At 32.2% G+C, this 12,404-nt stretch carries 11 protein-coding genes; 5 read left to right on the forward strand and 6 right to left on the reverse strand.

Annotation, left to right across the window (positions count from 1 at the left end; translation table 11 throughout):
- Positions 1-52: 52 nt before the first annotated feature.
- From surE to CHB81_RS00125, 5 genes are all read left to right on the forward strand, one after another.
- Positions 53-832 carry a 5'/3'-nucleotidase SurE gene (gene surE / locus CHB81_RS00105; RefSeq protein WP_089349866.1) on the forward strand — a complete coding sequence of 260 codons (780 nt, stop codon included), beginning with the start codon at positions 53-55 and terminating at the stop codon, positions 830-832.
- Complete coding sequence (locus tag CHB81_RS00110) at positions 825-1,097, forward strand: hypothetical protein (protein ID WP_089349867.1); 273 nt, start codon at positions 825-827, stop codon at positions 1,095-1,097. The genes surE and CHB81_RS00110 overlap by 8 nt, the downstream gene beginning before the upstream one ends.
- Before the next feature lie 68 nt (positions 1,098-1,165).
- Positions 1,166-2,284 (forward strand): lipid-A-disaccharide synthase, encoded by a 1,119-nt coding sequence (gene lpxB / locus CHB81_RS00115; protein ID WP_089349868.1) that lies wholly within the window; start codon positions 1,166-1,168, stop codon positions 2,282-2,284.
- A gap of 12 nt (positions 2,285-2,296) precedes the next feature.
- Positions 2,297-2,782, forward strand: coding sequence for a C40 family peptidase (locus CHB81_RS00120; RefSeq protein WP_089349869.1), 486 nt, complete (start codon positions 2,297-2,299; stop codon positions 2,780-2,782).
- A 57-nt stretch (positions 2,783-2,839) separates the two neighbouring features.
- Positions 2,840-4,864: a ComEC/Rec2 family competence protein gene (locus CHB81_RS00125; protein WP_089349870.1), complete on the forward strand. Its 2,025-nt coding sequence runs from the start codon at positions 2,840-2,842 to the stop codon at positions 4,862-4,864.
- A 10-nt stretch (positions 4,865-4,874) separates the two neighbouring features.
- Here CHB81_RS00125 and CHB81_RS00130 read toward each other — a convergent pair whose 3' ends face one another.
- The 6 genes from CHB81_RS00130 to CHB81_RS00155 form a co-directional block, all read right to left on the reverse strand.
- Positions 4,875-5,330, reverse strand: coding sequence for a hypothetical protein (locus CHB81_RS00130; RefSeq protein WP_089349871.1), 456 nt, complete (start codon positions 5,328-5,330; stop codon positions 4,875-4,877).
- Positions 5,331-5,601: 271 nt separating this feature from the next.
- Positions 5,602-6,054, reverse strand: coding sequence for a hypothetical protein (locus tag CHB81_RS00135; RefSeq protein ID WP_089349872.1), 453 nt, complete (start codon positions 6,052-6,054; stop codon positions 5,602-5,604).
- A 223-nt stretch (positions 6,055-6,277) separates the two neighbouring features.
- On the reverse strand, positions 6,278-6,745 hold the full coding sequence (locus tag CHB81_RS00140; RefSeq protein WP_089349873.1) for a thioredoxin family protein: 468 nt from the start codon (positions 6,743-6,745) through the stop codon (positions 6,278-6,280).
- A 52-nt stretch (positions 6,746-6,797) separates the two neighbouring features.
- Positions 6,798-8,297 (reverse strand): peptide MFS transporter, encoded by a 1,500-nt coding sequence (locus CHB81_RS00145; RefSeq protein ID WP_089349874.1) that lies wholly within the window; start codon positions 8,295-8,297, stop codon positions 6,798-6,800.
- Positions 8,284-10,155 (reverse strand): peptide MFS transporter, encoded by a 1,872-nt coding sequence (locus CHB81_RS00150; protein ID WP_254920901.1) that lies wholly within the window; start codon positions 10,153-10,155, stop codon positions 8,284-8,286. Before CHB81_RS00150 ends, CHB81_RS00145 begins: the two co-directional genes overlap by 14 nt.
- 36 nt (positions 10,156-10,191) lie before the next feature.
- Entirely contained in the window at positions 10,192-12,363 is a 2,172-nt protein-coding gene (locus tag CHB81_RS00155) for a S9 family peptidase (protein WP_089350254.1), read from the reverse strand.
- Positions 12,364-12,404: the final 41 nt, after the last annotated feature.

Genomic DNA, 12,404 nt, shown 5'->3' on the forward strand with positions numbered 1-12,404 from the left:
ATCTGTCACTACATTTGTCTTAAAATCCTACATTCAAAATCATAATTCGTATATGAAAAGCGAAAAACCACTAATATTAGTTACCAACGACGACGGCATTTTAGCTCCCGGAATCAGAGCTTTGATAAGTGTTATGGAAACTATTGGCGAAGTTGTCGTAGTTGCTCCAGACAAACCTCAAAGTGCCATGGGACACGCCATAACCATTAACAATACCTTGTTTTTAGACAAAATCTCAAAAGAAGATGACATTATAACCGAATATAGCTGCTCAGGAACTCCTGTAGATTGTGTAAAACTGGCAGTAAACGAAATTTTAAAACGAAAACCGGATTTGTGTGTTTCGGGAATTAATCATGGTTCAAACTCTTCTATAAATGTAATTTATTCCGGAACGATGAGCGCTGCTGTTGAAGCAGGAATTGAAGGCATTCAGGCTATCGGATTTTCATTATTAGACTTTGACTGGAATGCCGATTTTGAGCAAATAAAATCATTCGTAAAGAAAATAACGTTAGAAACACTTGCCAATAAATTACCTCCAAGTGTCGTTTTAAATGTCAACTTTCCGAAATTAAAAGAAAAAGAAATCAAAGGAATTAAAATTTGTCGCCAAGCGAAAGCTTACTACGCACAGAAATTTGACAAGCGACAAACTCCTTTCGGGAAAGATTATTATTGGCTAACCGGAAAATTCACCAATGAAGACAAAGGTGAAGACACAGACGAATGGGCATTAGAAAATGGATATATTTCTGTAGTTCCTGTACAATTTGACTTAACGGCACATCATTCTATACAACAACTTAATACTTGGAAATTAAATGAATAAAGCAGACATTCTTATCGGATTTATGATCGGTATTTTTACTTCTATTCTTGGAAGTTATTTGTTTATCACCTTTTTTACCACTTTTGACATTTCGACAGGACTTGAAACTATAAGAAAACAAGGTTATCTGGGAAAAGTAATCACTTTAGGAACCATTTTGGATCTTGCAGTTTTTTTAATTCTGCTAAAAAGAAACAAAGAACTTATAGCAAGAGGTGTAGTTTTGGCGGTGATTGTTTTAGCAATTTCGACCTTATTTATTTAAATCTTATCTTTGCTCTGCAAAAAAAATGTTGTGTTTAAAAATTGAAACACACTTTCAAAGAAATCTATATGAAGTATTACATTATAGCCGGCGAAGCCTCTGGAGATTTACATGGTTCAAATTTAATAAAGGCATTGTATGAAGAAGATCCTCAAGCAGAAATTAGGTTTTGGGGTGGCGATTTAATGCAAAAGGCTGGAGGAACATTAGTAAAACACTATCGTGAATTGGCTTTTATGGGATTTATTGAAGTTATTTTCAATTTAAAAACCATTTTAAGTAATATCAAGATTTGCAAAAAAGACATCACCGAATTTCAACCTGATGTCTTGATTTTTATTGATTATCCGGGCTTTAATATGCGTATTGCAAAATGGGCTAAAGCTTTAAATTATAAAACTCATTATTATATTTCTCCTCAAATTTGGGCTTGGAAAGAGAACAGAATTACGGCAATCAAACAAGACGTCGACAAAATGTTTGTGATTTTGCCTTTTGAGAAAAGTTTCTACGAAGATAAACACCATTTTCCGGTAGATTTTGTTGGACATCCATTAATTGATGCAATTCAGAATCAGCCTCCTTTTGATGAGGCAACTTTTAGAAAAGAAAACCAACTGGGAGAAAAACCAATTATTGCCGTTTTACCTGGAAGCCGTAAGCAGGAAATCACCAAAATGCTTAGCGTTATGCTTAGTGTTGTGGATGATTTTCAGGATTATGAATTTGTAATTGCCGGTGCCCCAAGTCAGGATTATGAATTTTATCAGCAATTTATCAGCAACAAAAACATTGCATTTGTTTCGAATAAAACTTATGATTTGCTTCGCTCTTCGACTGCTGCATTGGTAACTTCAGGAACTGCAACTCTGGAAACGGCGCTTTTTAAAGTTCCGGAAGTCGTTTGTTATAAAGGAAGTTCGATTTCCTATCAAATTGCAAAACGCATTATCACTTTAAAATACATTTCGCTTGTAAATTTAATTATGGATCAGGAAGTTGTAACCGAATTGATTCAAAGCGACTGCAACACCAAACGCATTAAAGAAGAATTACAGAAATTATTAGAACCTCAATATCGCGAAAAGCTATTGAAAAATTATGATATTCTGGAGCAAAAATTAGGCGGAGTCGGCGCAAGTAAAAAGACCGCAAAACTTATTGTAGCAGATCTAAAACAGGCTTAAAAAAACTCAATTTTGAAAAAAATACTCATTTTCATGCTTCTTGCGATCGTTTTTACTTCATGTAAATCGACATCAACTGCCGTGGGCAAAAATGAATCAAAAAAAGAAAATAGATATACTGTAAGTAAATTAATCGAAAAAGCCGAAGACAATATTGGCGTTCGCTACAAAGCTGGCGGCACAACAAAAAGTGGCTTTGATTGCTCCGGATTAGTCTATACCACATTTGAATCTGAAAATATAAAACTTCCGAGAAGTTCTTATGAGCAGGCAAATGTTGGGAAAATAATCAAAACTAGCGATGCTCAAAAAGGGGATTTAATTTTCTTTAAAACCAATAAAAGCAGACAAATAAACCATGTTGGGTTAATTGTGGAAGTAAATTCGAATGAAATTAAATTTGTGCATTCTTCAACATCAAAAGGCGTTATAATTTCATCTACAAAAGAAGCCTATTATCAAAATTCGTTCGCTCAAATTAACAGAGTAATTGAGTAAATCGAATTAAACAAAAATATATTCTTTTTCTTACAAAATATTTAATACTTTTAGAAAATGAAAGTATTAGATTTTCCTTTGGCTAAAATTACAATTAGCTTTCTTCTCGGTATCATTGTTTCTTACTACACAAGACCCTCAATATTAACCGCTGGAATATTCCTTATTTTCAGTATAACAATATTCTGTACCCTTTATTTCTTTGCCGCCAAACGCAAAAAACTAAATATCATTTTTGGAATAAATACCTCTATTGTTTCTTTTTTTATTGGAATAATCACTCTTCAATTACAGACAGATTCTTATCAGGAATCAAATTACATCAATTCTAAAACAGTATTTGAAAAACCTCAATTGATAACTTTCACTTTACGTGAAAAATTAAAAAGTAATGACTTTAACGATCGGTATGTTGCCATTATAAACCAAATTGAAGGCAAAGTTTATACAGGAAGAATCATTGTAAACATCCAGAAAGACAGCTCAAAAAACAAAGTTATTTTAGGAAATATAATTCGGGTAAAAACAGTTTTACAACCCAATAGTTCAAGCAAAAATCCTAATCAATTTGATTATGCCAAGTATTTGTCCAACAAACAAATTTATGGTCAGGTTTACTGTCGTAAATCTGAAATAGTAATTAACAAAAATCCTAAAAAAGACATCTGGTATTATTCTGGCCGTTTACATTCAAGAATCATAAACAATCTCGAAAATGCCCATTTCAATAAAGACGAAATGAACGTTGCCTTGGCTCTTATTTTGGGGCAACAACAAGAAATTTCAGCAGATATTATAAAAGATTACCAATACTCCGGAACTACGCATGTACTATCTGTTTCTGGTTTGCATGTTGGTTTTATCATGTTATTTATAAATTTTATTCTAAAACCAATTCCAAATACTCGAAAAGGTTCATTTATAAAATTGATTTCCATTTTGATATCCTTGGCTATTTTCGCTGTAATTTCGGGTTTATCTCCGCCTGTTTTGCGTTCCGTTGTTATGTTTTCATTTCTCGCCATTGGAAATCATTTACGCAGAAGCGGAAACATCTATCATACTCTATTAGTGTCAATTTTATTGATATTATTATTCGAGCCTTATTTCTTGTTTGATGTTGGCTTTCAGCTAAGTTATCTTGCATTATTTTTTATCATTTGGCTACAACCTATTCTACAAAAAATCTGGGCTCCAAAACACAAAATAACGATTTACATCTGGAATGCTTTAACCGTTTCTTGTGCTGCACAAATAGGCACTTTACCGGTTTGCTTATACTATTTTCATCAATTTCCGGGATTATTTTTTGTAACAAACATTATCATTCTTCCATTATTATCGTTTATCATGATTGCCGGAATCATAGTAATGATCTTTGCTGTTTTTTATAGTCCACCAATGATTTTGGTTGCTATTTTCGAAAAGAGTGTTTATCTTTTAAATCTAATGATTCACTTTGTCGCAACATTTGAATCGTTTGTTATTAAAGATATTAGTTTTAATTTCTATTATCTGATTACCATTTACCTATTAATAATTGCTGGCACAATTTGGCTTAATAAGCCTAGTTTTAATAAAACTATTTCTCTTTTGCTTACCATTATTATAGTTCAGATTTCTTTTATTTATACCAAAAAAGAAATTGAGAGCCAACAGGAATTAATCATTTACAACACCAGGAAAAGCACTTTGATATCTGAAAGAATTGGCAAAAACATCAGCTTTATTACAAGTGATACTCTTTCTAAAAACAATATTTCCACTTCTTATTTAGTTGGAAATTTTGGTGTTTTGAAAAGTTCGCACAAAATCAAGAATACATTATTCTTTAACGGAAAAAAGATTCTTGTAATAGACAGCACCGGAGTTTATCAAAACAGAACACAACCGGATATCCTGCTTCTTACTCAATCTCCAAAAGTAAATTTAGACAGAATTCTAAAGGATTTAAATCCGAAAATAATAATTGCAGACGCTTCAAACTCTTATTCCATAATTAAGAGTTGGAAAACCACTTGTCTTAAAAAAAATATCCCTTTTCATGCAACGAATGAAAAGGGATATTATAAGTTAAACTAGGAATTTTATTTTATTCGCTGCTTGGATGCAAAATTGAATTTGAATCAGAAATCCATTTCTTCGCTCCACCCATTTTATAGGCTAGAACTCCCATCTTACTAATTGTTGGTTTATTTTTTTTGATTGTAATCATCACAAAACAAGCCTGAGGAATTTCTTCGACACCTAAAGCATTTTTCATCATCACATTTTTCTCTTTCGCTTCATCTGTTAAGGTATTATCAGACAAATCAAGTTTTAATAAGATAACATTATCACGGGACCATACAGCAAAGTCTGGTGTGGTAAAAACCTCATTCTGAATTTTCTGTCCGGCATTAGCAGCTGTAAAAAAAATCAACAATGGTTTCTTTTGTGCATCACTAGCTATAAATGCATCGCTTAAATCGGTATTCCAAACTAAATTCTGAGAATGTAAGAAAGATGAACCTATGAAAAACAGTAGGATAAGTAGTTTTCGGGTCATAATATTATTGGTTTTTATTGGGGGTTATAAAAACCAAATTAACACAAAAACGAGGAGTTAACAAACACTTCTGTCACAAAAACTTCGAAAAAGTTACATTATAGTGAATTTTATTATTTAAACTTTAAATTTTAAACAAAATGTAATTTTTACCCCTAAAAAACATCAAAACTGCTGATATCACACTAAAACCTAAAAAACATCCCTTTTCATGCAATAGCCGAAAAGGGATTCTACAAATTAAACTAAGAAACTTAATTTAAATTTTAATTTATTCACTTGGATGCAAAATCGCATTCGATTCAGCAATCCAAGCTTTAGCACCTCCAGGCTTATAAGCGATTTTACCTAATGCACTAAAAGTTGTTTTGTTTTTTCGGATAGAAGCGCTTGCGAAACAAACTTCTGGCAAGTCTTCAACTCCAAAAGCACTTTTTAATTTAAGATTTTGCTCTCTATCTCCATCAGCAGTAGTTGAGTCAGACAAGTCCAGTTTTACCAAGATGACATTGTCGCGCGACCAAACTGCAAAATCAGGAGTTTTGAAGATTTCATTTTGAAGATTTTCCGGTACACCTGAGGCAGTGAATAAAATTAACATTGGTTTTCTTTGTTCATTGCTTATTGCAATAGCATCAGTCATGTTTGTTCTCCAAACTAAATTTTGCGAATGCAGAAAAAATGAACCTAAAAAGAACAGTAGGATAAGTAATTTTTTGGTCATAGTATAAATTGGTTTTGGTTAGTATAGCAGGACTAAATTAACATATTATTTTAATTTTCCAATTTTTATTAGCACAAAAAATACATTATATGTTTTTTTAATTATAATAAAATAATAAAACCACAAAACCCACCAAAATAGTGAATCCTTTTTCTTACGAAACAAAAAAACTCCTTACAAATATGTAAGGAGTTTTATATTATTAAAATAGAATTTACTCTACTTAAGATTTTTTTGGATGAACGATTTCTTCTGCAACTGTTAACCAAGCAGATGGACCTCCGGCAACATAACCGGTTTTTCCTAAGCCTTTAAAATTTATCTTTCCATCTTTTGATTCTGCACTTGTAAAAAATACAGTTGGGAATCCCTGAATTCCAAAAGCTTGTTGTAACTCATTATTCTGATTTTTAAGTTCAGGAGTTTGAGGCACACCTCTAGGATAATCTAATTCTACTAAAACAACATTATCAGAAGCCCATTTTTTAAACTCTGCAGTTTTCAAAACTTCATTCTGTAAACGAATACACCATCCACACCAATCACTACCGGTAAAAAACAACAACATTGGTTTGTTTACTTTATTACTTACCGTAATCGCCTCCTTTACATCTGTATACCATTTAAGTTCCTGCGCTTGTGTTGCAAATGCACCAACAAAAAACAATGCAACTAGTATAATTTTTTTCATGTCCTTATTATTTTCTACAAATTTAAGCAAAAAAAGAATTGCTAATTGTCGTCTACTTTACTTCTTGCATTAATTTTCTAATAATTGGCGAAATTGCAATTAACAGAACCCCGGCAACAAGCGAATAAATAGCCAATTGATAATATCCTTCTGTATAAGATTGCAACTTAGAAAGCAGTGTATCTCCTGTATTTGATCGCGATATTTCGGCACCTAACTTCCCTGCAAATAATTGCCCGAAAGCGCTTGCAAGAAACCACAATCCCATCATCATACCGAATAATCTTTTTGGAGATAATTTAGTAATAATAGACATCCCGATTGGACCTAAACAAAGCTCACCAATTGTTGTTACCAAATAAGCAAAAGTAAACACGTTTAAAGACGCAATTCCTTCTGAGTTTGCAAAAAACCTGGTTAGGTAAAAGATATAAAATGAAGCTCCTAAGAACAAAAATCCAATTCCGAATTTAATCAGGGTATTTGGTTCGATTCTTCTTTTTCCAAGCCAAATCCATAACAAACCAATAAGCGGACTTAAAGCCACTACAAAGAAAGTGTTCGAACTATTGTTTACCACATTTGGATCAATGTTAAAAAACAATAATTTATTACTTAAGTTATCTTTTGCAAAAAGTGATAATGAACCACCGCTTTGCTCGTAAATCGCATTAAACAATAAATAGAAGAACACAAACAAGAAGGCTGCAAAAAGCTTTTTCTGCATTTTTACATCACCTAATTTTATCAGCTCATAAGCAAAATACAAAACTGCAATTATACCAATTGTATACATGAAATAATCTGTGTAATCTGTATTTTTCACCATTATAAAAATAAATGGCAAACTCAAGATTGACAATGCATAAACTGCTATTTCACGTACTCTTCTTTTACTTGTATCTAAATGTAACAATGGAGAATCTCCAATTGGTCCTAAATATTTTTTAGTAAACAAAAAGGTAACCAATCCCAGAAACATAACAATGGCAGCTGATAAAAAGCACAATTGCCAAGAATAGTATTTTCCTAAATAAATACACAAAGCACCTCCTAAAAGACCTCCAACATTTATTCCGGCATAAAACATTCCGTAACCGGCATCTCTTCTTCCATCTTCTTCATGATACAACTCCCCAACCATTGAAGAAACATTTGGTTTAAAAAAACCAGTTCCAATAATCGAAAAAGCAATACCATAATAAAACATTGTCTGAGGCGAAAAAGCAATCAAAAGATTTCCAAGAATCATTACGATTCCTCCAAAAAATAATGACTTTTTAAACCCTAAAACTTTATCAGCAAAAATACCACCGATAAAGGTAAAAGCATAAACAAACGCCTGGATTGCTCCGTATTGCAAATTAGCATGTTCGTCTTTTAATAAAAGTTGGTCTACCATAAAAAAGGTTAGTACACCACGCATTCCGTAGAAACAAAAACGTTCCCACATTTCAACAAAAAACAAATACCACAATTGTTTTGGATAAGTGCCTTTAAAATTTTGAATTTCTTCTAATGTAATCTCGTGTTTTGTACTACCTAACTCCATGCATCATTTTTTTCAAGAATGGAGTTAAAGCAAATAACACTAAAGCAGCGATACCCGTAAGAACAACAAAAACCATAAAGAACTCATATAAGTTATGAATTATGAATCCTGCAAATTCAGGATAAGAAACCGTTACAATATTTTTCTCTTTTAAAAGATCAAATTCTTTTGCTGTAAATGTTGTGTCTTTTGCTGTAAAAGTATTTACAAATTTTACATTTGTCTTAGCCGCAAGTTCTTTTTGGCTTTTAATTTCAGCAATCGTTTCAATTTTCTTTTCTACATCTAAACCAAATTCTTTAGATTTTTCTTTATCAATTTTAGCAATCTGTAATTTTGCCAAAGCAAATAATTCTACTCCGTTTGCAACAGTTTTATTTTCTAAAATTGACGCTAAATCTATATTTACTTTTTCAGCTGCTTTATATTTATCACCTGTTGGGGGCAAAATCGACCCTAAAGTTCCACCTAAAGCATAACCTGAAGCATTAGAAAGGAAGAAAACCCCAAATAATAATGAAGCAAAACGTTTTGGCGATAATTTACCTACCAATGACAATCCAATTGGAGATAAGCATAACTCAGCACAAGTATTTAAGAAATACAATAAAATAAGCCATTTTACCAATAACAATCCTGAAGTTCCGATATAAGAAACCTGAGTAGCAATCATAAAGAAACTTACAGTAATCAAAACCAAACCTATAGCTAATTTTACAGGCGATATTGGCTCTTTACTTTTCGCTCTTAAAGAATCCCATAATACACTAAAAGGAACTGCTAAAACAACAACAAATAATCCATTAAAAATCTGAACCATTGATGGTGGCATATTCCAAATTCCAAAAAAGTTTCTATCTGTTTGATTATTCGCAATAAAAGTCAAAGAAGAACCAGCTTGCTCAAATGCAGCCCAAAAGAAAATAATAAAGAAAGAAACAATATAGATTACAATAATTCTGTCTCTTTCCACTTTAGTCAGCGAAGAATCAGAAATAATCAATCCTGCTAAAGCCAATCCGCTTGAATAAATCAAAGTATAAATTAAATTCTGACCAACTACATAGTGAAAAAACAAGCCTAAAACTAAAAATGCAATTCCTGCACCAATTAAAGCTCTGGTAGAAAAATTAGCTTTTTGCGCTTCTCCTTCTTCAAAATCATCAGCTACATTTTTAGATGGCAAACCTCCTAATGGTCTTCCTTCTGGAGACACTACATATTTATTTTTTAAAACATAAAAAAGGATTGTTCCCAAAAGCATTGCAACCGAAGCTGCCAAGAATCCCCATTTAAAAGCATGAATATCTCTAACGCCACCTCTATCAACAACGTCTCCTAATAATGGACAAATAGATTGACCTAAAAAAGCGCCAATATTAATTCCCATATAAAAGATCGTAAAAGCAGTGTCTAATTTTGTTTTTTCTTGTTTAGGATATAAACTTCCAACCATACTAGAAATATTTGGTTTGAAGAATCCGTTACCAAAAACAATAACTCCTAACGCAGAATACATAATCGTTTTTGCCAAACCTAAGTTAGATTCAAAAACACTTCCGCTGGTAAACAATAGCATTTGTCCAATTGCCATTAACAAACCACCTAATAAAATACAATTTCTGTTCCCTAAAAAACGATCGGCAACAAAACCACCTAACATTGGTGTTAAATAACAAAGTCCAAGAAATCCTCCATAAATAAGAGAAGCTTCTTCTTCTTTCATCAATAATGAGTTTACAAGAAATAATGTCAATAAAGCTCGCATTCCATAAAAATTGAATCGCTCCCACATCTCCGTTCCAAACAATACCCAAAGTCCTTTTGGATGCGCAGTTTTTACTTGAGTTTCTCCCATATTATTCATTATTTATTTAAAGTTAAAAATTTAAGATTATAGATTTTCTTTGATAAAGTTAGTCATTTTATTATAAAGCTGAATTCTCGTTTTTCCGCCAAAAATACCGTGGTTTTTATCCGGATATATCTGAGAATCAAATTGTTTGTTTGCCTGAATCAAAGCTTCCATCATTTGCATAGAATTTTGCACATGAACGTTGTCATCACCAGATCCGTGAATCAATAAAAACTTCCCTTTTAATTTTTCAACATGATTTATTGGAGAATTTTGATCGTAACCACTTGCATTTTCTTGTGGAGTTGTCATGTATCTTTCTGTGTAAACACTATCATAAAAACGCCAGTTTGTTACCGGAGCAACTGCAATTGCCATTTTAAAAACATCACTTCCCTGAAAAATACAGTTTGAAGCCATAAATCCACCGTAGCTCCATCCAAAGATTCCAATTCTTGAAGCATCAACATAAGGATATGCACCAATTACTTTTGCAGCATCAATTTGATCTTGCACTTCGTATTTTCCTAATTCTTTTTGAGTAACTTTTTTAAAATCAGCACCTTTAAAACCAGTTCCTCTACCGTCAACACAAGCTACAATATAACCTTGTTGCGTAAGTGAAGCAAACCAATAATCATCACTATTGTTCCAATCGTTGTTTACTTGTTGAGATCCCGGACCAGAATATTGGTACATGAAAACAGGATATTTTTTTGAAGGATCGAAATCTTTTGGTTTTAAAATCCAAGCATTAAGTTCGTTTCCTTTTGCTGTTTTTAAAACAAAGAATTCTTTTGTGGGCAAATTATAAGCCGTTAATCTGGCAGCAAGAGCTTTATTATCCTCGATTACCTGAATTTCTTTTCCAGCTTTTGCTTCGTTCAACGTATAAGTTGTAGGCTGAGAAGCACTTGAGAAAGTATTAATGAAGAATTGGAAATTTGGGCTAAAAGTCGCCGCATTAGTTCCGGTATTTTTAGATAAACGTACTTTGTTTTTTCCGTCTAAAGCGATACTATAAATATCTCTATTGATAGAACCATTTTCTGTAGATTGGTAGAAAATAGTTTTTGTTTTTTCGTCGAAACCATAGTAAGATACTACTTCCCAGTTTCCTTTTGTAACCTGATTTTTAAGTTTTCCGGTTTTATCATAAACATAAATATGATTGAAACCATCTTTTTCGCTAGTCCAGATAAAACTATTATCTTTTAAAAAAGTCAGATTATCTGTAACATCAACATAAGCTTTATCTTTTTCATTCAAAACCACTTTAGCCGCAGCCGTAGTTCCATCAACAAAAAGTAAATCAAGATTATCCTGGTGACGGTTTAAAACCTGAGCAGACAATGTATTATTATCATTTGTCCATTTTAATCTTGCAATATAAAAGTCGTTATAATTTCCTAAATCAACTTTTTTAGTAGCATTTGCAGCAGCATCATAAATATGTAATGAAACTACCGAATTTTTTTCTCCTGCTTTAGGATATTTAAAAGTTTCAATTGTTGGATATAAATCTTTGTGAAACATTGACATCGAAAACTCCGGAACAGCACTTTCGTCAAAACGAATATAAGCTAATTTTTTACTGTCTTTACTCCAGTCAAAAGCCCGGACAAAAGCAAATTCTTCTTCATAAACCCAATCCGTAATACCATTAATAATCGAATTTTTCTTTCCATCTGTAGTAACGGCAGTTGATTTTTTTGAAGCTACATCATATACATAAAGGTTATTCTCTTTAGCATAAGCGATTTTTGTTCCATCAGGCGAAAAAGTTGGTTCCTGAATCTGAAAATCAAAAAGTTTTGTTAGTGATTTAGACGCGATATCATATAAATAATAATCTGCAGTAAAAGAGTGACGGAAGATTTTATTAGTATTAACGGCAATTAAAATCTTTTTTTCTGATGCATCAAAAGTATAACTATCAATACCGTTTCCTAATTCCTTGTGATTTTTTGTATCAATCAAATCAGATACTTTTTTTAGCGTCCCGAAATCATATAAACCAATCTGCATGCTTCTGCTCCCTTGATCTACATCTAAAACAGTGTATTGATTCGTATTCTTTAGCGATTTCAATTCAACCATTCCTTTTGCCTTGAAAGCACCACCATAAATATTCTCGACAGTAACTTTTTGCTGCCCAAAAACAGTAGCAACTAATAACAAAAGTATAACAGTAATTTTACTTGTATTCATTTGAATTATTTTAAATATAAAAAAGAGCCCAATTTTAGTAA

It is taken from the genome of Flavobacterium sp. ov086 (assembly GCF_900187965.1).
In the GTDB taxonomy this organism is placed as follows: Bacteria; Bacteroidota; Bacteroidia; order Flavobacteriales; family Flavobacteriaceae; genus Flavobacterium.

Coding starts and splice junctions, on each gene's coding strand:
- CHB81_RS00150 (WP_254920901.1), bottom strand. CDS start 10,155: ATGGGAGAAACTCAAGTAAAAACTGCGCATCCAAAAGGACTTTGGGTA.
- CHB81_RS00125 (WP_089349870.1), top strand. CDS start 2,840: ATGAAAGTATTAGATTTTCCTTTGGCTAAAATTACAATTAGCTTTCTT.
- CHB81_RS00155 (WP_089350254.1), bottom strand. CDS start 12,363: ATGAATACAAGTAAAATTACTGTTATACTTTTGTTATTAGTTGCTACT.
- CHB81_RS00145 (WP_089349874.1), bottom strand. CDS start 8,297: ATGGAGTTAGGTAGTACAAAACACGAGATTACATTAGAAGAAATTCAA.
- CHB81_RS00110 (WP_089349867.1), top strand. CDS start 825: ATGAATAAAGCAGACATTCTTATCGGATTTATGATCGGTATTTTTACT.
- CHB81_RS00135 (WP_089349872.1), bottom strand. CDS start 6,054: ATGACCAAAAAATTACTTATCCTACTGTTCTTTTTAGGTTCATTTTTT.
- CHB81_RS00140 (WP_089349873.1), bottom strand. CDS start 6,745: ATGAAAAAAATTATACTAGTTGCATTGTTTTTTGTTGGTGCATTTGCA.
- CHB81_RS00130 (WP_089349871.1), bottom strand. CDS start 5,330: ATGACCCGAAAACTACTTATCCTACTGTTTTTCATAGGTTCATCTTTC.
- lpxB (WP_089349868.1), top strand. CDS start 1,166: ATGAAGTATTACATTATAGCCGGCGAAGCCTCTGGAGATTTACATGGT.
- surE (WP_089349866.1), top strand. CDS start 53: ATGAAAAGCGAAAAACCACTAATATTAGTTACCAACGACGACGGCATT.